Genomic DNA, 21,162 nt, shown 5'->3' on the forward strand with positions numbered 1-21,162 from the left:
TGGCGGTTTTTTTTGTTTAAATCACCCGTGAGAACTGTTGTTGTCGCGCCCTATCCCGTAAATAAATATCAAAACTCATACAGATATTACGGATCAGCATCCGACCGGTTTTGGTCACGCTGATGGTCTGGTCGGTGACACGGACCAAATCGTCGTCAATAAAACACTGTAGCAACTTGAGATCGTCAGCAAAGTAACGGTCAAAATCAATCTGATAACGTGCGGCGATCACCGCCTTCTCAAGGGTAAAGTTACACATCAAGGCTTTAATCACATCGCGGCGAATACGATCATCGCGCTCCAACATGACGCCTTTAAATAAGGCATGTCGCTCCGCATCCACTTGGTGATAATACCGCTTCATCTCTTTTTGATTTTGCGCGTAACAATCACCAATCATCGAAATCGCCGACACACCCAATCCTAATAAGTCACAGTCACCCTGGGTGGTGTAGCCTTGAAAATTACGATGCAAGCGTCCCTCACGTTGCGCAACCGCCAGCTCATCATCGGGCAACGCAAAGTGGTCCATACCAATAAATTGGTACCCCGCCGCCGTTAGCGTGTTAATGGTTTCTTGCAGCATGGTGAGCTTGGCGTCGGGTGACGGTAAGGCATTCTCGTCTATTTTCCGCTGGGCGGCGAATAAATTAGGTAAATGGGCATAGTTAAACACTGATAGCCGCCCAGGGCGCATGGTGAGCACTTGCTCTAGCGTGTTGGCAAATCCCTCGGGGGTTTGGCTGGGTAAACCATAAATCAAATCAAGATTGGTGGAGCGAAAGCCAAGCTCTCGCGCACGTGCAACCAATGCGTGAATAAAGTCTTCATCTTGCTCTCGGTTGACCAGCTGCTGCACTTTTTTATCAAAGTCCTGCACGCCAATACTGATGCGATTAAACCCTTCACTGCGCAGATGATCGAGCATATCCAGCGGGATTTCACGTGGGTCCACCTCGATACTGATTTCCGCATCGTCTTCAAACTGGAACTCTTGGCGCAGTAACCCCATTAGACGCGAGATCTGTGCTTTGGTGAGAAAGGTGGGTGTACCGCCTCCCCAGTGCAATTGAGTAACCCGACGGGCGCCCAGTAAGAATGCACGCTGGCGAATTTCATGTTCCAAGGCATCCAGATACTCATCCGCCTTATGTTGATGCCGGGTCACCACTTTGTTGCAGCCGCAGTAATAGCAGAGCTTGTGACAAAATGGGATATGCACATACAACGACAACGGCCGCTCAGGATACTGGCTACATGCCATATCAAATTCCGCAGGCGTAAATGCCTCATGGAATTCAAGCGCGGTGGGGTACGAGGTATAGCGGGGCCCTGAATAATTATACTTATTGATCAAGGCTTGATCCCAAATGATTTGTGGTGATGACATGGCTTACATTCCGCAAAGGCGCTTAGGAAAGGAGAACAAAGTGTAGTGTGCCACAGCCTTAAGTCAGGTGTTTAGCACTACCCGCATTGGTATAGTGAAAGTGTCGGCGAGATCGATTTTCGCCTAATAATTATAAGGGTATTGTGCCAAAATAATAAAGGAATGCCGCTGCGAGCAGCCGCATTCCAAGCAGGTACACTTAGTGGGTCAAAATATGATCAGGGATATGCCTGCCACCCGTAAAGGCCAAAATCTCGGCCAACTCGGCTTTTATCGCCTGCTCGAGTCGCGCTTCATGCTTGGCACGATCAAAGTCCAACCGCATCCGTTCGTTCTTTTTAAGGGTTTTCCTGGCATCACCTCGTGGGGTGTCTTTGACCGCCTCATAAAGTTCAAATAACGCAGGGTAGCGGCTATCAAATTCAACCCGCTTTTCACCTTGGAGGTGATCCATAATCATATAAAGACGAATCGCCGCCTCGGACAAATCACATTGATCTTTCAAGGCTGCGAACGCAATCACATCAACGCTTTCAATGATTTTATCATTCCGCTTATTTATCGCCGCCTCTTCCATCTCCGCTTGCAGCGCCGTCTGCCGCTTGAGTCTTGCCAGCAAAGTCCCGGCGTATACCGATAACGCTAAAATAATCAGCGCGCCTAGTCCTGCTAGTATCCAGATCCCGTCCTGCACCTGCTACTCCTCATTAATCGTTCTGTTGCTCAAATTTAGCAAGCAGATCGCTGTCATCATCCTCCGGTGTATCCTCGTCGCTCAGCAACCCTAGCTTATCCATCAGCACTTCAATGCGATCGAGTTTTTCATCGACATAGTTTTGCAGCCCTGACCCGAGCTTTTCACCGTTTTCGATGCGATCGAGTAAGACATTCAGTTGCGGGTCTTGCTCGAGCTTTTCCAGCTCTTGCGCAGGGGTCAACGTGGATTGTTTCGGTTTCGCAGCTTCAAGCCCCAATGGAATCGGTTTTTTACTGCCAATTCGTGGGTCTTTCTTGCCGCCGCGACGATGCGTTTGCACATCACTTTCTTCAGAATGACGCGATCCTGCTTTTTTTCCTTTCCGTTTTTTCTGCTTTTTCAGCATGCGAGCAATTCGATCTTGCTCGGTCTGGTTTTTATCTACGTATTGCGCCGGGCCTTCCGATCCTGTGCGGCGCGTTTTCTTTTTACGCGTCATAACAATGGTTTCCTCATTAATATTACATCGTTGCCCAAAAAGGTCAGTTCGAAGCCAGCTTGAGCAGCTAGAAATTGAAACGTTTGGCGGCTAAAAAAGCTGACATGAGTCAGGTCATTCTTATAGTGCCAGCGTGAAAATGCCGCTGGATCCTGGACCAGCTTGGTCATGATCCCCAGATACCCACCCGGCTTTAGCATGGATAGCCATTGTGTCCACTGCTCGGCGGGGTGATAAAAGTGCTCAATCGCTTCGGTGCAGGTGATGAAATCGTAACCACGCGCCAACACCTGTGTATCAGGGGCATAGAAGGGATCATAGCAGGCGATGGAATGTCCCGCGTCACGCAGCATGTTTGCAAGCACCGGCCCCGGACCACAACCAAAATCTAGGCCATTGCGTGGCGATTCAGCTAACCGCGCAAGTAACGGGGCGGCCAACCGCGATAAGAAGCGCTGATAGCCCGCATCATCAGGATGATTTTGGTGCAAGTCATAAATGGCTTTCTCATCGTGCGGTGCCAGCAGTGCCTGGCGATCAACAAACACCAAATCACAACGCGTACATTGAAAATAGGCGCGGCGCTTATCGGTATGGTAAGGGTGAGTCTGGGTATGCTCACATAAAGGGCAGTGCTGCATGTTATTCGTCTATGCCAAAAGCTGGCGCGAATGTAGCAGAAAGTGGGTCAATAAAAAAGCGACAGGCATAATGCCTGTCGCGGTATCGCCTTGGCGATATAAGCGGGTGTCGTCCGTCCTGGTACGTCTTTCATCCCTGCTCAATAGCGTTTTACGCCTTGGCTTTAACATCCTGTTAGTGTGGTTGGCTTACCTGCCTAACGGTCGCATCCTGCGTCCTTGTCGTCATAACATCCACATCACATCCTGTGCGAGGCTATCCTTGCATGCCGACCTTGGCGAGTTCACATCCTGTAGCGACACCTTCCTGGTGAAAAGCTTTCCTTAGCCGGTTGGCCTATTCTTGGCGTCAACGTCCTGTTGATGATGATAGCGTATCCTAATCACTTAATTTGCCTAGCATGCCAAACAAAAAAAACCTGTTTAAAAAAGAAAGGGGCGCGGTAAGCGATTGAATGTATAGTGTTTTTTATTTTATCTTTCAATCGATATCGCGATTTTCTCGCCGTAAAATAGCAAATATCTTACACCCGATAACGCACTTATCGTTATCAGCGCTAACGCCCATGCAAGCAAACCGCAAAGCAGTGATAAGAAGAGGAAGAGGAAGGAAACAAAAAGCGGCTGCGTTATTCACAACCGCTTTTGCTGCCACGCTCGGTAATTAATGCAGACCACCGAGATAGCTCGACAGCGCATCAATTTCCTCGTCAGTGAGCTTGGCAGCCACCGATCGCATCATGTTATTCATATCATTATGACGTTCCTCTGCGCGGAACATCTTCAACTGACTCGCCAAGTAGTTTGCGGGCTGGCCAGAAATTTTCGGGAAACCAGAAGAGGGGGTGCCATTACCGCGTGGACCGTGACAAGCGACACACGCCGCAATGCCTCGCTCTGCATCGCCCGCCATGTAGAGTTGGCGGCCAATTTCAACCGCGCCTTCGGGGGTTGTGCCAGGCTTGGGCGTAAGCGTTGCGTAATAAGCAGCCAGGTCAGCCATGTCCTGCTCCGATAAAGGAGCCACCATGCCAGCCATCACCGCGTTGTATCGCCCTTGCTCACCGCCGCTTTGCGCGCCAAGCTTAAATTCCTTCAACTGCTTTTCAATGTAGTTGGCGTGCTGACCCGCCAAGTTTGGGTAATCAGGCAAAACACTGTTACCGTCAGCACCGTGACAGGCGGCACAGGTATTGGATTTGGCTTTGCCCGCTTCAGCATCTCCTTGAGCCCAGACTGAAGTGCTGGCCAGGAGAGTCAATATTAGCGCTAATTTCTTCATGACATTCCGTTTATAATTATCAAGCTTCCAGTACCACTACTTAGTTACCGTCATGGTACAATTACCGATCAAAAACCGAGCACGGTTATTTTACACAAATTCACACAAAAGTAATCAGTCTACTACACCAAGACGAGACGGAGTTAACAGTGGAGCAATCACTTAATTACCGTAACACCCAGTTTGTTACTAGCGCACCAGACATCCGCCATCTTCCTGATAATACAGGAATCGAAATCGCTTTTGCTGGCCGCTCAAACGCCGGTAAATCTAGCTCCCTTAACCGTCTATGTGACCAAAAGAGCCTAGCGAAAACCAGTAAAACCCCCGGTCGGACACAATTGATTAACCTATTTAAGGTGGACGAGGGTTGCCATATTGTCGACCTCCCTGGCTATGGTTATGCCCAAGTCCCTCTAGAAATGAAAGAGAAATGGCAGCGATCGCTGGGAGAATATTTACAAAAACGTGATCAACTTGGCGGATTAGTGGTGTTGATGGACATTCGCCACCCGATGAAAGACTTGGATCAGCAGCTGATTTATTGGGCCGTTGAGTCAAAATTGCCCGTTTTAGTGTTACTGACCAAAGCGGACAAGCTTAAAACCGGTGCACGTAAACAGCAATTAATGAAGATTCGAGAAGCGTCGCTGGCATTTTGCGGCGATGTCGAGGTCGAATTGTATTCGTCACTCAAGGGCATTGGCGTGGATAAATTACGTCAAAAACTGGATGCCTGGTATCACACCACGCCGCCATTGCTTGCCGAAGAGCAACCACTGCCTAGCGAGTAATCGCCTTTTATCGGCGTAAGGGACGCACAACGTCTTCCCTCACGGATCTGGCGCTAAAAGACGAAAGCTAAAAAAAAGCCGACCCTCATCGAGGGTCGGCGAATCTTTGTGCGTGCGTGATCTGAATCAGACCCTGTAAACACATAAAGAACAAGAAGCTGTGCGTATTATAACCAGGTTTCCCAGCGAAATTAAAGTAATTACTCTAATTTTTTGGAATACAGGATCAACACAGCTGAAAATAGTTAAAAAGGCAGTGGCAGGGCTGCTCGCGTCGCGGCATATCAACCAATAAAAAAAGCCCCAGTCAGTATCCTGACTGGGGCTGCTGAATCAGCCAAATCCAATAACGTGAAACAAAAGGTCTGAAAGATAGAACATCTTACCTCTGTACCCTACGCTGATAACTGTATATCAATCACCCAGCCTTGAAAAGTATATTACGTAATTTTTTTTCATAAAAATACGCAAAAAAGAACGAAAACCACCATAGATCAGTTGGATACTAAACAAAAAAAAGCCGAATTCGCATTCGGCTCTTTATACTAAAAGGTCGATATATAGATAAAAACCGTAAACTTAGTGGGCTTCTCCCCAGTTATCGCCAAATCCTGCCTCAGCGATTAAGGGCACATCAAGTACAGCCGCCGACTCCATCAATTTTCGTACTTGGCTTTCAACTTTGGACATAGATGACGTTTTTACTTCCAACACCAGCTCATCGTGAACTTGCATCACCAGACGCGCGTCATCCGCGGCGTTGGCCTGAATCCACTGATCAACCAATATCATTGCACGCTTAATAATATCGGCGGCGGTACCTTGCATCGGCGCGTTGATAGCCGCACGTTCGGCTCCTTTGCGACGCATGCCATTGCGTGATTTTATTTCAGGTAAGTACAAACGACGGCCAAAGATAGTCTCCACATAACCTTTTTCTGCGGCTTGCTCACGGGTGCTATCCATATATGCTTTCACGCCTGGATAACGATCGAAGTAGGTGTCCATGTAGGTTTGCGCTTCATGGCGACCAATACCAAGCTGGCGTGAGAGGCCAAAGGCACTCATACCATAAATCAAACCAAAGTTGATCGCTTTGGCGCGGCGACGCTGCTCACTGGTGACCTCATCAAGACTCACCCCCATCACTTCCGCCGCCGTGGCCGCGTGAATATCTTTGCCCTCACGGAACGCTTCTAACAAGGCTTTATCACCGGATAGGTGCGCCATAATCCGCAATTCGATCTGCGAGTAATCCACCGCTAAAATCGTATGATCCGGTTCCGCGGTGAAGGCTTCACGAATACGGCGACCCTGCTCGTTCCGAATCGGGATATTCTGTAAGTTTGGATCGGTTGACGATAAACGCCCAGTGGCTGTGACCGCTTGATGATACGAGGTATGCACGCGGCCCGTTTGTGCATTGATCATGCGTGGCAGTTTATCCGTGTAGGTTGATTTGAGTTTCGCAAGGCCACGATACTCCAAGATACGCGCAGGCAACGGGTAATCGAGCGAGAGCTCTTGCAGCACTTCTTCATTGGTCGACGGGCTACCTGACGGGGTTTTCTTGACCACAGGCAGACCCATCTTCTCAAATAAAATCGCCTGTAATTGCTTCGGCGAGCTTAAGTTAAACTCTTCGCCGGCAATCTCAAAGGCTTCACGCTCAAGTTCAATCAAACGGGTATGCAGCGCTTCTGATTGCGTCGCCAACTTGTCTTTGTCAATTAACACACCATGACGTTCCATGCGCGATAGCACACTGACTAATGGCATTTCATAAAACTCAAAAATGGTTTTTAACTTTTCGTCACTGGTGACCCGTCCAATCAAATACTGATGTAACCGTAGCGTAATGTCAGCATCTTCCGCGGCATAAGGTGCCGCCTGTTCCAACGGGATCTGATTGAAAGTGAGCTGCTTTTTGCCCTTACCCGCAATCTCTTCGAAACTAATGCAGGTGTGCTGCAAGTAGCGCTCAGCGAGGCTGTCCATGTCATGGCGTCCCGCGACACTGTTGTACACGTACGACTCCAGCATGGTGTCGTAGGCTATCCCTTTTAAGGTGATTCCGTGACGCGCAAAAACACTGGCATCATACTTTAGATTTTGGCCGACTTTCGCCGCTGAGGGATCTTCCAGCCAAGGACGCAATACAGTGATCACATCTTCCAGCGATAGCTGCTCAGGCGCTTCGAGGTAATCATGGGCCACCGGTACATAAGCCGCTTCGCCTGGCGCGACCGCAAATGAAATACCAACCAGATTGGCTTCCATATAGTTAAGGCTATCGGTTTCCGTATCCACCGCCACCACGTCAGCTTGACGAATTTTCTCTAACCATGTTTCCAGTGACTCGCGCGTGAGTACGGTTTGATAATGATCACGATCGATACTGACTGCCTGCGATAAAGGCTCATCAGAGGTTGATTCCTCTGGCGCATCTCCCTCGTCGAGCTCTTTTAGCCAACGACGGAACTGTAAATCGCGGTACATGGCTACCAAAGTATCATTATCAGGTGCTTGCTTAATCAGTTGTTGCGGGGTGAAATCAAGCGCCACATCTAATTTGATAGTAGCCAACTGATAGGAAAGATAGGCGCCCTCTTTATTGTCCGTTAGCTTTTTTGCCATGCTCTTGGCGCCGCGGAAGCTCAGCTCAGCAATTTTATCCAGATTGGCGTAGATATCATCCAAGCCGCCGAGGTTGGCAATCAACGCCGTCGCAGTTTTATCGCCCACCCCCGGCACGCCAGGAATGTTATCGACTTTATCCCCCATCAGCGCGAGATAATCAATAATATGCTCAGGACCAAAGCCATACTTATCACGCACCGCATCCGGGTCCATCACCACATTAGTCATGGTGTTGATTAAGGTGACATGCTCGTCCACTAATTGAGCCATATCTTTGTCGCCGGTGCTGATCAGTACCGGCATTCCGGCTTGTGAGGCCTGAGTGGCAAGTGTGCCGATAACGTCATCGGCTTCGACCCCCTCTACCGCAAGTAAAGGCAACCCCATTGCTTTAATAATCTTATGCAGGGGGGCTATTTGCCCACGTAAGTCATCTGGCATCGGTGGACGATTCGCTTTGTACTGTTCGTACATGTCATCGCGGAACGTCTTCCCTTTGGCATCAAAAATCACCGCGACATGAGAATGCGGGTATTGGCGCAATAAACTACGCAGCATATTCACCACACCATAGACCGCCCCCGTCGGCTCACCTTCACTATTGGTGAGACTGGGAGACGCATGGTAAGCCCGGTAAAGATAAGAGGATCCATCCACCAGGATGAGGGGGTTATCGGGAAGAGTTGCCATATCAGTATCTTGATTGCCAGTTAAACACGTTAGTCGTTAAGCATGCCACGAGTCGTGACCCCTGTTAACCATGGTTTTTCCCATCGCGTCGTCTATCTGTGGATAACTTTGTTGGTAAATATTTTATAGGGTTTTTTGCTTGTCTAAATAGAGAAGAAAAATAAATTTTTAACCTTTAATAATCAAACAGATAAATAAAAACAAAGGATCCTGATCTTGATCGAACAAGGATCTTGTGGTGTGGAAAARGAAATCGCTATGGGTCTCAAGGTTGCAGAGAAAGTCATCATAAACTGCGGAGATAATCACCAATTTCATTGCCGAAGTTCGCTAAGCTTTCGCCTAACCCAGTACCAATGCGACACTGATAAACGTAGCCTATATTAGCGTCGTTGATCGTTGTGCATTGCCCACACTGATTGCGATATTTTTAATCTCGATACAAGGAGAGCGTGATGAAAAAGGTGGCTGTGATCTTATCTGGCTGCGGCGTGTTTGACGGCGCAGAGATCCAAGAGACCGTATTATCGCTGCTAGCACTAGAACAAAACGATGCGCAATGGCAGTGTTTCGCACCAGATATCGATCAGCACCATGTGATCGATCATCGTACTGGTGAGCCGATGAACGAAACGCGCAATGTGCTCACCGAAGCCAGCCGTATTGTTCGTGGTGAGATTCTTCCGCTTACCGATTTAAACGTCGATGACTTCGACGCCTTACTGGTCCCCGGTGGCTTTGGTGCAGCCAAGAACTTGTCAGACTTTGCTTACAATGGCGATCCGGTGCAGGTACACCAAGATATGTTTGCGGTTTGCCAAGCTTTTATGCGTGCAGAAAAGCCCGCCGGTTATATGTGTATCGCACCAATCATGATCCCGCAGATCTATCCAAAAGGTGTAAAAGGCACCATTGGCAATGAACCTGATATCGCTGCCGCCTTTAATCGTATGGGGAGTGAACATATTGACTGCCCAGTATCGGATTATGTGCTGGATCAGCGCCATCATCTGCTATCCACACCGGCCTATATGCTAGCAACGTCTGTTTCGGACGCAGCTAGTGGTATCAATCGGATGGTGAAAAAACTGGTTGAGCTCGCCTAAGCAAATAATAACGGGAAAAAGAAAGACACAAAGAAAAAAGCGACGCCGAGAGCGGCGTCGCTGTAACAGGTGAGCGCAAAAACAAAGCTGTTTTAGTAACAGTTTGCTGGCCCCAATACACTGGAAGCAATGTGAGCAATGTCGTGCCTTCAGCGCTGAGCATGTGGGCTTTGCCCTGAAGACAAGTTAACAATAACCATTCTCATTAGCATTTTCAACAAATAATTTCGATGCTTTTTGATTTGTTGATCTTGTGCTCAGACTCTCTCGCTGTCATCAAACTGTTATTGCACCCACAGCTATCACGCCAACATCCATCGTTCGAAAAGCCAGCACCCAGAAAAGAAAAAAGCGACACCCCGAAAGGTGTCGCCTAGCAAAAATGGGCTAACTTAATCACTGTCTGATAAGCGCCCCGCTAATACACTGGAAGCAATGTGAGCAATGTCGTGCCTTCAGGGTTAAGCATGTGGGCTTGACCCTGAGTGCGAGTTAATAATAACCATTCTCATTATCGTTTATCAAGAAAAAAATATGCTTATTTTCCACTCACTGTTCATTTATTGATCTGCTTCTCAAAATAAAGTCGATAATCGGCAGGCTGACCTTTTTGCTCCAACGCCACCATCTGATAGCCATGACGCATCAGCATGCACACCATCGCGGTAAAGCGGTTGCGTGATTTGACCGCAAGTGTTTGATAGCCAGAAGCCGCAACCCACGCTTCCTGAGCCTGTAGCAGCGCTTTCGCTACCCCTTGACCTCGCGCCGCTTTGGTCACCCCGCCCAGCCAGCTATAAAACTGCGTCTGACTGGTGGCATAGCCTATTTTCGCCCCCACAGGCTCACCGTTTTGATACGCGACCAATACCAATGCCATGCGTCCGGCTAATCGCGCGTGGCATTGCTCCAAGGATACTCCTGCATCCAACTCGGGCACGCTGTTAAGTACCGTTATCGCCTCCTCTAAGTACCCAGCACGAATTTCCATCTCACCTCCTCGTATTGACGTAAAAAAAGAGCCGCGATGCGACTCTTTATTCTGCTACTGATTAGGACGTTTGCTGCACCGCCCCCGACGGACTCACTTGTGTGATACGTCGGATAATCAGGTTGAGCAACACCCCATACATAGGAATAAACAGCCCCAAACTAATAATCAGCTTAAAGGCGTAGTCGACCAGGGCAATTTCAACCCAGTGCTCCGCCATAAAGGTATCTTGGCTTTGATAGAACGCAATCGCAAAAAAGGCGAGCGTGTCTGAGGCATTACCAAACAAGGTAGAACAACTCGGCGCCACCCACCATTGGCGCTGCTGGCGTAAGCGATTGAACACATGAATATCTAAAATCTGACCCAGCAGATAGGCCATAAAGCTGGCAATCGCAATCCGAGCCACCGTGAGATTAAACGTGCTCAGTTCCGCGAATCCTTGGTAACTGCCCTGATAAAACAAGACGGATAACACATAGGAAATCAGCAAAGCTGGCATCATCACGAATAAAATGATGCGACGCGCTAATCCAGGGCCATAAATTCTGACAGTCAGATCGGTAGCCAAGAAAATAAACGGAAAGGTAAACGCTCCCCAGGTGGTGTGGAAACCCCAAACGGTAAAAGGGATCTGCACCAAGTAATTACTGGAGGCAATAATGATAAGATGGAATATCACGAGGTAACTCAGCGCTTTACGCTGCTGAGCGAGAGAAAAGTGGCTCATAGTGCACCTTTTTGTTATTGGGGGCGAGGGAACCCAAAATACTTAGCTACCTATCAACAGGCAGCGCGAGGTGGCGAATTATACAGCAATCAATCGGCGGTGCCAGTGTAATTTAAAGAGGCGGATGACGTATCCACCAGCGCCGCAAGAAGGCTATCACTTCATCACCATCACTCTCCAATGGCTCCAACCATACGCTCTGGGTGTAATGGGCCGCTTTGAGCATCAGACGCGTGCCTTCAAAGTCAATTAGCCAGGTCATCATGTCGGCGTCTTGCTGGCTTTCCAGTACTTGAGCTTGTAACACGTCAAGCAATGGCTGACAGATAACCTCGGCATTATCCGCATCAAGCTGTGGCTGAGAAAATGCCAAGGCACAGTCTGATTCAATCAAAGGCCAATTACTCGGTACCATAACCGTACTCACTGATGCCAAGGTGATCGTCAATTAAATCTAAAAACGCATCGCCGAATTTTTCCAGTTTGCGCTGGCCGACGCCACTGACCGCCAACAGCTCAGCGTGTGAGGAAGGCAGCATCTCGGCCATTTCCATCAAGCTGGCATCGTTAAACACCACATACGGTGGAATATCTTCCTCATCGGCAATCGCTTTACGTAACTTACGCAACTTGGCAAATAGCTTTTTGTCGTAATGGCGCTGACTCAGCTTATTGGCTTTGGTGCGTGGGCTGAGGCCGATACGTGGTACCGCCAATTCAAGCGCCATTTCGCTACGCAATAGTGGCCGCGCTTGTTCAGTCAACTGCAACACCGAGCTGCGGGCAATGTTTTGCACCAGATAACCGCGGTGGATCAATTGGCGAATAATGCTCACCCAGTATTCATGACTCCACTCTCGCCCGATGCCATAGGTCGATAGCTTGTCGTGACCATGATCTTTAATGCGCTGATTTTGCATTCCGCGCAGCACTTCAACCACATACCCGACCCCGAAGCTTTGGTTGACACGGTAGACGCATGACAGCGCTTTTTGCGCTTGCTCAGTGCCATCGAAGTGAGTAGGTGGGTCGAGACAAATATCACAGTTGCCACACGGGGTTTGGCGGTTTTCGCCAAAGTAGTTCAGGAGCACTAAACGGCGACAGGTTTGCGCTTCGGCAAACGCGCCCATCGCAGTCAGTTTATGGCTTTCGACCTGCTTTTGTGGCCCCTCGGGCTTTTCTTCCAAACAGCGATGAAGCCACCCCATATCTGAGGGGTCATACAGCAACACCGCTTCAGCCGGTAGTCCGTCTCGTCCGGCACGGCCGGTTTCTTGATAGTAAGACTCAATATTGCGCGGTACATCGTAATGCACCACAAAGCGAACATTGGGCTTATTAATCCCCATGCCAAATGCCACGGTCGCCACCACAATATTGACATCATCACGTTGGAACGCCTCTTGCACCGACCCGCGCGCCTCTGTGGTCATGCCGGCATGGTAAGCAGCGGCGAGCATATTGTTGTCGCACAGTTTTTGCGCGACCTGCTCTACTCGCTTGCGACTATTGCAATACACAATGCCCGACTGACCGCGTAGGCCAGTTAAAAAATGTATCAATTGCGCTAAGGGTTTATGCTTTTCTAATAGCGTGTAACGAATATTCGGGCGATCAAAGCTGCCCAGATGCACCAGCGGATCGTTCAGGGTAAGGCGAGATAGAATGTCCTCGCGCGTGGTGGCATCCGCGGTCGCCGTCAGCGCCATCACCGGCACATCGGGGAAATGCTGTTTCAGCTGACCCAAAGAGGCATATTCGCGGCGAAAGTCATGTCCCCACTGGGAAATACAGTGCGCTTCATCCACCGCCACTAATCCAAGTTGCCAATCACTTAAGCGATGAAGAAAATCACGGCCCAGGGCACGCTCAGGCGACACGTACAGCAGTTTCACCTCGCCATGGTTTAAGGCGCGCAAAGTCTCCGCTTGCGCCTCGGGGGTCATCGCCGAGTTTAAGCAAGCCGCCGTGACGCCATTGGCATTGAGCTGATCGACCTGATCTTTCATCAACGAGATCAAAGGCGAAATCACCACGGTCAAACCAGTACGTACCAACGCAGGGATCTGATAGCACAGTGATTTCCCGCCTCCGGTTGGCATAATCACCAAGGCATCACGGCCAGCAATCGCTGCGTCAATCACCGCTTGCTGACCCTCGCGAAATTGATGATAACCAAACACCGCTTTGAGTACCTGGTGGGCAGGACTCGTGGCAGGGTCAATGGTAGCGGCGTCGGTCGCCGTTGGTGTATCGACATGAGCGGGGGTGGCGGACATAATCAAGCTCGTTACTCAAACTGGCGCTCATTCTACCGACACCCTCTGACTGATGAAACCCTGAGCACTAAGAAAGGTGCTTGCGCCGGTGCTTACAACTTGTTACATCTAGTCAACATGCATGAATACGCGTTCATTCCTTATCGATACCCATAACGAGAAAGCACCGTGATTCCAGATCCGAAACGCGCCCGCCAAGGCGTGCTATTAGCCCTTGCAGCTTACATTATGTGGGGAATTGCCCCTATATACTTTAAAACGGTCAACCATATTCCGGCGCCAGAAATCTTGTCGCATCGGATTATTTGGTCGTTTGTCTTTTTGGCATTGCTGCTGTTTTTTACCCGTCGTTTTTATCAGCTTAAACCGATTATCCGCGAGCCGAAAAAGCTGTTGATGTTGATGCTCACCTCTTGCTTTATTGGCTGTAATTGGCTGATTTTTATCTGGGCGATTGTCAATAATCGCATGCTAGATGCCAGCCTTGGCTACTACATTAATCCACTGGTGAATGTGGCGCTGGGGATGATCTTTCTTGGTGAGCGTTTCCGTCGTCTACAATGGCTTGCCGCCGCGCTAGCGTTGGTGGGGGTATTGGTACAATTGATTACCTTTGGCTCACTGCCTTGGATAGCCCTGGTGCTGGCCACCAGCTTTGCGATTTACGGCTTACTGCGCAAAAAAATCAACTTACCGGCAGTGCCGGGTCTGTTTGTGGAAACCTGCACACTCTTGCCCGTTGCGCTGATTTATCTATGGCAGTTTGCCGATACACCTAGCGCTAACCTGCTCGATAATCCCATCAGTCTAAATATGCTACTGGCCGCTGCCGGCTTGATCACCACGATACCTTTACTGTGCTTTACCGGCGCCGCCACCCGCTTACCTTTAACGGTATTAGGCTTTTTCCAATACATCGGCCCAAGCTTAATGTTTTTACTCGCCGTCGGCTTGTATGACGAACCTTTCACCCTCGACAAGGCCACGACGTTCGGCTTTATTTGGGCCGCCTTGGCGATATTTAGCGTTGATGCCTATCAGAACAAACGACATCAAGTCACCAACATTAAACGTGCCGCGTTATCAACAGGAAAACCAGAATGAACGAGCTGACTATTCTCGCCACGCTGGCGGGGGTACATATGATTGCGCTACTCAGCCCCGGGCCCGACTTTGCCTTGGTGCTCCAAAATGCGACCCGTTATGGCCGTGCCACTGGCTTGGCGATTGCACTGGGGTTATCGCTCAGTATTTTGGCGCACACAATACTGAGCATTACCGGCATCAGCCTGTTGGTGCATCAGCACCCGCAACTGTTTATGTGGGTGCAAGTGGCAGGAGGCAGTGTGCTGATGTATTTAGGCCTTAGCGCGATTAAAGGCTTGCTCGCCGCCACCACAGCGCCGGCGCAAACCACCAATGATGCGCCTGCGGTACGCGGCCAAAAACAGGCCTTTTGGAAAGGGGTACTGACCAACCTTTTCAACCCAAAAGCCTTGGTGTTTTTTATTTCGTTGATGAGTACCTTGGTGCCGGCCAGCATGTCTGCCAGTGGCAAAGCCATGGCCGTGGCGGTGGTGTTCCTACTCTCATTAGGCTGGTTTTCGTCACTCGCCTGGCTGCTATCAGGGAGTCGCGTACAGCAAGTGCTCACCAAGGTCGCCCCAGTTATCGATGGCCTGTGTGCGCTGTTGTTTTTGCTGTTAGGTGGCGCGGTCGTTTGGCAAGCCGGCGTGTTCGGCTAACGCCGCGGCTGAAAAAATGCAGGCAATCGAGTCAATACCAATACGCCCAGCCAAGGCTGGGCGTATGTTACGTTTTTTAGCGTTAAGCAGCCGAGATTAAAGCGCTTCCAGTTTGGCGTACTGAGTCACCAACCACTTAATCCCTTCCCCATTAAAGGCGACTTGCACGCGGCTTTGTCCGCCACTGCCTTCAAAGTTGATGATGGTGCCTTCACCAAACTTAGGGTGCTGAACCCGCTGACCCAAACTAAACCCGGTTTGGTTAAAGTTCTCCTGAGTCTGCGTTTTGGAAAAACGACCACCGCTTGCAGCAGGGCGTGAGACATTGGCACGCATCCGCACTTCTTCCAAGCAGGCCTCGGGCAGCTCACGTATAAAGCGCGAGATCTTATGGAACATGTCTTTGCCGTACACACGCCGCATTTCTGCGTAGGTCAGATAGAGTTTTTCCATCGCTCGCGTCATGCCGACATAGCAAAGGCGACGCTCTTCTTCTAGGCGACCCGCTTCTTCGGCTGACATCTGGCTGGGGAACATGCCCTCTTCCACCCCAACCATAAAGACTAAGGGGAACTCGAGACCTTTGGCACTGTGCAAGGTCATCAATTGGACCGCATCATCAAACTCGTCCGCTTGGCCGTCACCGGCCTCAAGGGCAGCGTGGGCCAAGAATGCCGACAGCGGTGTCATCCCTTCCGCTTCCGCCTCTTCGGGTGGCGTAAATTGGCGCGTGGCCGTCACCAACTCTTCCAAGTTATCAACGCGTGCTTGCGCCTTTTCGCCTTTTTCTTGCTCGTACATGGCGCGCAAGCCGGAGTGACGGATCACGGCATCGGTTTGTTGATACAGTGCCATGTCACGGGTGTCATCTTCTAGCGCATTGACCAGCTCGATAAACCGGCCCAATGCATTGGCCGCACGCCCTGCCAGCGCTTTTTCGGCCAAGATTTGCTCGGCAGTGTGCCATAAGGTTTGGCCACGATCGCGCGCCGCACCACGAAGCGTCTCAAGAGTGCGATCACCAATTCCCCGAGTGGGCGTGTTCACTACCCGCTCAAACGCCGCATCGTCATTGCGATTCGCCATCAAACGTAAATACGCCAATGCATCTTTGATTTCCTGACGCTCAAAAAAGCGCATACCACCGTAGATACGATAAGGCAAACCGGCTTGAATTAAGGCTTCTTCCAGCACCCGGGATTGGGCGTTGTTGCGGTATAAAATGGCGCTGTCACTCAGTACGCCCCCTTCGTCTTGCCAGGTTTTAATTTTCCCGACCACAAAGCGCGCTTCATCTAGCTCATTAAACCCGGCATACACCGAAATAGGCTCGCCCTCTTTGCCCTCGGTCCACAGGCTTTTGCCCATCCGGTCGGCGTTGTTTTCAATCAGGGTGTTCGCCGCTTGCAAAATCGTACTGGTCGAGCGGTAGTTTTGCTCCAAACGGATAGTCTGCGGGGTGGTGAAATCGTCCAGAAAACGCTGAATATTTTCGACTTTCGCGCCACGCCAGCCGTAAATGGATTGGTCGTCATCGCCGACAATCATCACTCTAGCCTGTTGACCGGCCATCATGCGTAGCCACGCATATTGGATGTTGTTGGTATCTTGAAACTCATCCACCAAAATGTGCTGGAAACGTGCTTGGTAATGATCACGGATCACCGCTTTATCGCGCAATAACTCTAAGGTTCGCAGCAAGATCTCGGCAAAATCGACCAAACCGGCGCGATCACAGGCTTCTTGATACGCCTGATAAATCCGTAGCCAAGTGCTTTCAACCGGATCATGGCGGGTATCAATGTGCTTGGGACGCAAGCCTTCATCTTTTTTGCCATTGATGTACCAACTCGCTTGCTTGGCGGGCCAGTGTTTTTCATCCAAGTTTTGCGCTTTAATTAACCGGCGTAGCAAGCGCTGCTGATCGTCTGAGTCAAGAATTTGGAAGTCTTGTGGCAGGTTGGCATCCAAATAGTGGGCACGGAGAATACGATGGCAAATGCCGTGGAAGGTGCCACACCACATGCCCGAGGCGGTGCCTTGCATCAATTGCTCAATACGGCCACGCATTTCGGCTGCTGCTTTGTTGGTGAAGGTCACCGCCATCACTGAGAACGGCGACGCCTCTTCCACCCGCATTAGCCAAGCCATACGATGAACCAGCACCCGTGTTTTACCACTACCGGCCCCGGCAAGCACTAAATGGTTGCCAAGCGGCGCGGCTACGGCGTCACGCTGTTTGTCGTTGAGTCCGTCAAGAAGAGTTGATACGTCCATCGCCACCTGCCATTTTACTGGGTATTTATACACTGGTTGGCGATTATACCAGCTCAGCGCTAAATTGCGCGCCCGATAACGATCGGCGCTTCAACCGAGTGAATGGTGGAAATATCAGTACTATGAGTAATATCGGAGCTATGAGTAATACCGGTAGTATGCGTAATATCGCATAGCAGTATCGCGGCCTAACGGTGCCACTGCTGAATTAAGCTATCGAGCTCAGATAAATCATCGATCGCCACATCCGGCAAGGTGCGCCCTTTGTGCATCATGGGTGATTGCCGCTCTGGGCGAATCCAGCATGCTTGCATGCCCGCTTGACGCGCGCCGGCAACATCCGAGCTTAAATGATCGCCGATATGTAGAATGCGCGCTGGGGCGAGGCCCAAGGCCTGCGCGGCTTGAGCAAACATCTCAGGGCTTGGCTTGGCCGCGCCGTGTTCACCGGCACGGAAAATATGCTGGAAAAACGGCGTCATTCCAATCGCATCGGTGTCGACGTTGCCATTGGTGATCGCCACCAATGGCAGCGTCTCGGACCAGGCTTTTAAGTAAGCCAAACTTTGTGCCGGGGGAGTAAAATCACTGCGATAACCGCAGAAGAAGGTCGTAGCCGCTTGGGCTTGGACGCGCGCTTGCTCGGCCGTGAAGCCAACATGCTCACCGGCAAGCGTCAGCTGGGCAACCCGCATCGCGGTCACATCAAAGCGTTGTGCTGGGTTCTGGTCACGCGCTTGGCGACGAAACCCCACCATCGTCGCGTTATCAAGCGCGGCAATTGGCGGACAATGCTCGCGCAAATAGTCAGTTAACGCCGCCTCGGCGCGTGCGATCACCGGCCAGTTATCGTACAAGGTGTCATCCAAGTCAAAACTCACCGCATCAAACGCCTGTAAGCGACGATAAAATTTCATATCACGACTCCGAGTTCGGTTTTTTATCTGGACCTGATTTGCGCGCTCTGGGATGCGCGGCATCGTACACTTTCGCCAAGTGTTGAAAATCTAAGTGGGTATAAATTTGTGTGGTGCTCAAATCGGCATGGCCGAGCAGCTCTTGCACTGCACGCAGATCCCCCGAAGATTCCAACATATGGGTGGCAAAACTGTGGCGCAATTTATGGGGATTAATATGACTATTGACCGACTGCTTTTGTCCCCACTCTGCCATGCGTTTTTGCACGCTCCGATGCGAGATACGCTGGCCGAGCTTAGAAATAAACAGCGCGTCTTCTGGGCCTTTGAGGAGCTGATTACGGACTTTGAGCCAGTTCATCACCCAGGTTTTTGCCATGCCGGAAAAAGGCACAATGCGCTCTTTTTCTCCTTTACCGATGACACGTAAATCCCCTTTGCGTACTGAGACATCACGGACGTTAAGATCCACCAGCTCGGCCAAACGTAGCCCCGCGCCATACATCAGTTCCATCATCGCCCGATCACGCACCGACAAAGGATCGTCTTCGTCCACTTCAAGCAGCTGATGCATTTCATCCACATCCAAATTTTTCGGGAGATGACGGCCTTGTTTCGGCGCCGAGACCCCTTTGGCAGGATTGGCGGCAAGCTGTTCGTCTTGCACCAGATAGTCAAAAAAGCTACGCAGCGCGGACAAACGTAAAGCAATACTGCCCGGTTTCAGCCCATCACGTTTGGCTTGGCTCGAAATTTGTCGCACCCAGTCAGCATCAACATCGGTCCAGTGAGCGATGCCGCGCGCGGTCAGAAAGTCGACAATTTTATCTAACTGGCGCTGATAATTACGCTGGGTATGCGCACTGAGACCACGCTCGCTCAGCTGATATTGATAAAAACGGTCCAAAAGCACCGTCAGTGAGCGCGGTGCGCTGGCAGGTTCGCGAGGTGTCTCGTCGGTCACTGGCTCTCACCTTTTTGCGCCCACTGGCTGCATAAAATGGCTAAATGCGAAGCCAGCTGCTCAAGAAACAGCGTATCCATATCCGGCTGGAAGTGCCCGCCATCTGCACTGGCAAAGCTCAGTAGTCCCCACTCTTTGCCCTCACCTTTAATTGGCACCAAGGCAAATGACCCCAGTTCCGGTGGCTGTGCCATCACCACTTCGGCATCGACTCGGCGCAAACGGCCCAAATAGCAACGGCGTCCGGCAAAGTGATGGTTTTTCAGTTGATCCACCGCTTGACGAGGAATGGCCGTCATCCCCGCAATATCGTGATAAACACAGACACTGACGTTGAGCTGTAATTGCGCACTGAGCGTCTGTAATATTTTTTGCACGTCGTGCGGCTGATTCGTGCGAAGTAGTGCTTGATGCGTCTCAGCAAACGCACGAAATAAGCGATCGTTTTTGGCACCGAGACTCATCAGCTGGGTAATGTCTTCTTCTAACTCTGCGACGCGCTCACGCAAGCGCTTGAGCTGAATTTCGACCAAGGAGACTGCCCCTTGTTCAGCGTGCGGGATGGTTAACCGCGCCAGCAAATCACGCTGACGCAAAAAAAAGTCAGGATTATCAGTTAAATAATCGGCTACCGCATCCTCGCTCAACGGCATGGTTTCCAATGTGGTAGCGTCTATCCCGTGATTCATAATTGCAATTGTCCATCATATACATGTGTTGCAGGCCCGGTCATCGATAAAGGCTGGCCTGGACCACGCCAGAGAATCCGTAAATCCCCACCCGGTAGCGTGACGGTGACTTGCTCATCCAACAACCCTTGATCGATCCCTACCGCTACCGCGGCACAAGCGCCACTGCCGCAAGCCTGAGTCTCTCCGGCGCCGCGCTCATACACCCGAAGCTTAATCGCATTACGAGAAAGTATCTGCATAAAGCCGGCATTCACACGCTCGGGAAAGCGCTCATGATTTTCAAGTAGCGGCCCCAGCGTCTCGACATCCGCCGTATCAATATCATCGACCACTGTGACGACATGTGGGTTTCCCATACTCACGGCCCCGACAAATAAAGTCTGTTCCGCTACGCGCATCAAATAGGTCTTTTCTTGTGAATTAGCCCGAAACGGGATCTTGCCCGGCGTGAAAATAGGCTCGCCCATATTCACCCGCACCTGGTTGTCGTTCTCAATATGTAGCCGCATTTTTCCCGCTTGGGTGCTGACATTAACTTGATATTTATTAGTGAGCCCTTTCATGCGCACAAAACGGGCAAAACAACGCGCGCCATTGCCACATTGGGCAACTTCAGACGCATCAGGATTAAAAATCCGATAGTGAAAGTCGGTTTCCGGATCATAAGGCGGCTCCACCACCAGTAGTTGATCAAAGCCGATACCCCGATGACGATCGGCTAAACGCCGGATAAGATCCGGGGAGAAAAACGCATTTTGTGTAACACAGTCAACCACCATAAAGTCGTTGCCCAGTCCGTGCATTTTTGCAAACTGTATCTGCATG

The 21,162-nt window shown here is 50.5% G+C and carries 20 protein-coding genes; 4 read left to right on the forward strand and 16 right to left on the reverse strand.

Annotated features, from left to right (window positions below; genetic code table 11):
- Window positions 1-16 precede the first annotated feature (16 nt).
- The 5 genes from hemN to BZG81_RS07160 form a co-directional block, all read right to left on the reverse strand.
- Window positions 17-1,390: an oxygen-independent coproporphyrinogen III oxidase gene (hemN, locus tag BZG81_RS07140; protein WP_077577230.1), complete on the reverse strand. Its 1,374-nt coding sequence runs from the start codon at window positions 1,388-1,390 to the stop codon at window positions 17-19.
- Window positions 1,391-1,589: 199 nt separating this feature from the next.
- Window positions 1,590-2,084, reverse strand: a complete 495-nt coding sequence (locus BZG81_RS07145; protein WP_077677060.1) for a DUF2489 domain-containing protein — start codon at window positions 2,082-2,084, stop codon at window positions 1,590-1,592.
- Window positions 2,085-2,097: 13 nt separating this feature from the next.
- Entirely contained in the window at window positions 2,098-2,586 is a 489-nt protein-coding gene (gene yihI / locus BZG81_RS07150; RefSeq protein ID WP_077677061.1) for a Der GTPase-activating protein YihI, read from the reverse strand.
- Window positions 2,583-3,227, reverse strand: coding sequence for a class I SAM-dependent methyltransferase (locus BZG81_RS07155; RefSeq protein ID WP_077661388.1), 645 nt, complete (start codon window positions 3,225-3,227; stop codon window positions 2,583-2,585). The genes yihI and BZG81_RS07155 overlap by 4 nt, the downstream gene beginning before the upstream one ends.
- Window positions 3,228-3,891: 664 nt before the next feature.
- On the reverse strand, window positions 3,892-4,509 hold the full coding sequence (locus BZG81_RS07160; RefSeq protein WP_077461683.1) for a c-type cytochrome: 618 nt from the start codon (window positions 4,507-4,509) through the stop codon (window positions 3,892-3,894).
- A gap of 149 nt (window positions 4,510-4,658) precedes the next feature.
- Between BZG81_RS07160 and yihA the strand changes: the two genes are divergently transcribed.
- Window positions 4,659-5,303, forward strand: a complete 645-nt coding sequence (yihA, locus tag BZG81_RS07165; protein WP_021022591.1) for a ribosome biogenesis GTP-binding protein YihA/YsxC — start codon at window positions 4,659-4,661, stop codon at window positions 5,301-5,303.
- A gap of 333 nt (window positions 5,304-5,636) precedes the next feature.
- On the opposite strand, the gene BZG81_RS15920 is transcribed toward yihA, so the two are convergent.
- Window positions 5,637-5,684 (reverse strand): hypothetical protein, encoded by a 48-nt coding sequence (locus tag BZG81_RS15920; protein WP_438616993.1) that lies wholly within the window; start codon window positions 5,682-5,684, stop codon window positions 5,637-5,639.
- Window positions 5,685-5,882: 198 nt separating this feature from the next.
- The gene (gene polA / locus BZG81_RS07170; RefSeq protein ID WP_077677062.1) at window positions 5,883-8,633 is read right to left on the reverse strand and encodes a DNA polymerase I; all 2,751 of its coding nucleotides are present in this window, start codon (window positions 8,631-8,633) and stop codon (window positions 5,883-5,885) included.
- Between the two features lie 455 nt (window positions 8,634-9,088).
- Here polA and elbB point away from each other — a divergent pair, with 455 nt between their 5' ends.
- A complete protein-coding gene (gene elbB, locus BZG81_RS07175; RefSeq protein WP_077677063.1) occupies window positions 9,089-9,739 on the forward strand; it encodes an isoprenoid biosynthesis glyoxalase ElbB in 651 nt (216 codons plus the stop codon).
- Between the two features lie 556 nt (window positions 9,740-10,295).
- Here the strand turns inward: elbB and BZG81_RS07180 are convergent.
- The 4 genes from BZG81_RS07180 to recQ all read right to left on the reverse strand — a co-directional run bounded on the left by BZG81_RS07180 (window position 10,296) and on the right by recQ (window position 13,742).
- The gene (locus BZG81_RS07180; RefSeq protein ID WP_077677064.1) at window positions 10,296-10,730 is read right to left on the reverse strand and encodes a GNAT family N-acetyltransferase; all 435 of its coding nucleotides are present in this window, start codon (window positions 10,728-10,730) and stop codon (window positions 10,296-10,298) included.
- A 61-nt stretch (window positions 10,731-10,791) separates the two neighbouring features.
- Window positions 10,792-11,460 (reverse strand): 7-cyano-7-deazaguanine/7-aminomethyl-7-deazaguanine transporter, encoded by a 669-nt coding sequence (locus BZG81_RS07185; protein WP_077461685.1) that lies wholly within the window; start codon window positions 11,458-11,460, stop codon window positions 10,792-10,794.
- A 112-nt stretch (window positions 11,461-11,572) separates the two neighbouring features.
- Window positions 11,573-11,875 carry a DUF3630 family protein gene (locus BZG81_RS07190; RefSeq protein WP_077461686.1) on the reverse strand — a complete coding sequence of 101 codons (303 nt, stop codon included), beginning with the start codon at window positions 11,873-11,875 and terminating at the stop codon, window positions 11,573-11,575.
- The gene (gene recQ, locus BZG81_RS07195; protein WP_077677065.1) at window positions 11,862-13,742 is read right to left on the reverse strand and encodes an ATP-dependent DNA helicase RecQ; all 1,881 of its coding nucleotides are present in this window, start codon (window positions 13,740-13,742) and stop codon (window positions 11,862-11,864) included. The genes BZG81_RS07190 and recQ overlap by 14 nt, the downstream gene beginning before the upstream one ends.
- A 171-nt stretch (window positions 13,743-13,913) precedes the next feature.
- Here recQ and rarD point away from each other — a divergent pair, with 171 nt between their 5' ends.
- Window positions 13,914-14,846 (forward strand): EamA family transporter RarD, encoded by a 933-nt coding sequence (rarD, locus tag BZG81_RS07200; RefSeq protein WP_077461710.1) that lies wholly within the window; start codon window positions 13,914-13,916, stop codon window positions 14,844-14,846.
- A complete protein-coding gene (locus BZG81_RS07205; RefSeq protein ID WP_077661541.1) occupies window positions 14,843-15,487 on the forward strand; it encodes a LysE family translocator in 645 nt (214 codons plus the stop codon). The genes rarD and BZG81_RS07205 overlap by 4 nt, the downstream gene beginning before the upstream one ends.
- A gap of 96 nt (window positions 15,488-15,583) precedes the next feature.
- Here BZG81_RS07205 and uvrD read toward each other — a convergent pair whose 3' ends face one another.
- The 5 genes from uvrD to dapF form a co-directional block, all read right to left on the reverse strand.
- A complete protein-coding gene (uvrD, locus tag BZG81_RS07210; protein ID WP_077677066.1) occupies window positions 15,584-17,764 on the reverse strand; it encodes a DNA helicase II in 2,181 nt (726 codons plus the stop codon).
- Window positions 17,765-17,952: 188 nt separating this feature from the next.
- On the reverse strand, window positions 17,953-18,681 hold the full coding sequence (locus BZG81_RS07215) for an HAD-IA family hydrolase (RefSeq protein WP_158011834.1): 729 nt from the start codon (window positions 18,679-18,681) through the stop codon (window positions 17,953-17,955).
- Window position 18,682: 1 nt separating this feature from the next.
- Window positions 18,683-19,645, reverse strand: a complete 963-nt coding sequence (gene xerC / locus BZG81_RS07220; protein WP_077677068.1) for a tyrosine recombinase XerC — start codon at window positions 19,643-19,645, stop codon at window positions 18,683-18,685.
- Window positions 19,642-20,334 (reverse strand): DUF484 family protein, encoded by a 693-nt coding sequence (locus BZG81_RS07225; RefSeq protein ID WP_077677069.1) that lies wholly within the window; start codon window positions 20,332-20,334, stop codon window positions 19,642-19,644. Before BZG81_RS07225 ends, xerC begins: the two co-directional genes overlap by 4 nt.
- Window positions 20,331-21,161 carry a diaminopimelate epimerase gene (dapF, locus tag BZG81_RS07230; RefSeq protein WP_077461692.1) on the reverse strand — a complete coding sequence of 277 codons (831 nt, stop codon included), beginning with the start codon at window positions 21,159-21,161 and terminating at the stop codon, window positions 20,331-20,333. Before dapF ends, BZG81_RS07225 begins: the two co-directional genes overlap by 4 nt.
- Window position 21,162: the final 1 nt, after the last annotated feature.

The sequence above is a fragment of the Salinivibrio sp. MA607 genome, assembly GCF_001996245.1.
GTDB lineage: Bacteria > Pseudomonadota > Gammaproteobacteria > Enterobacterales > Vibrionaceae > Salinivibrio > Salinivibrio costicola.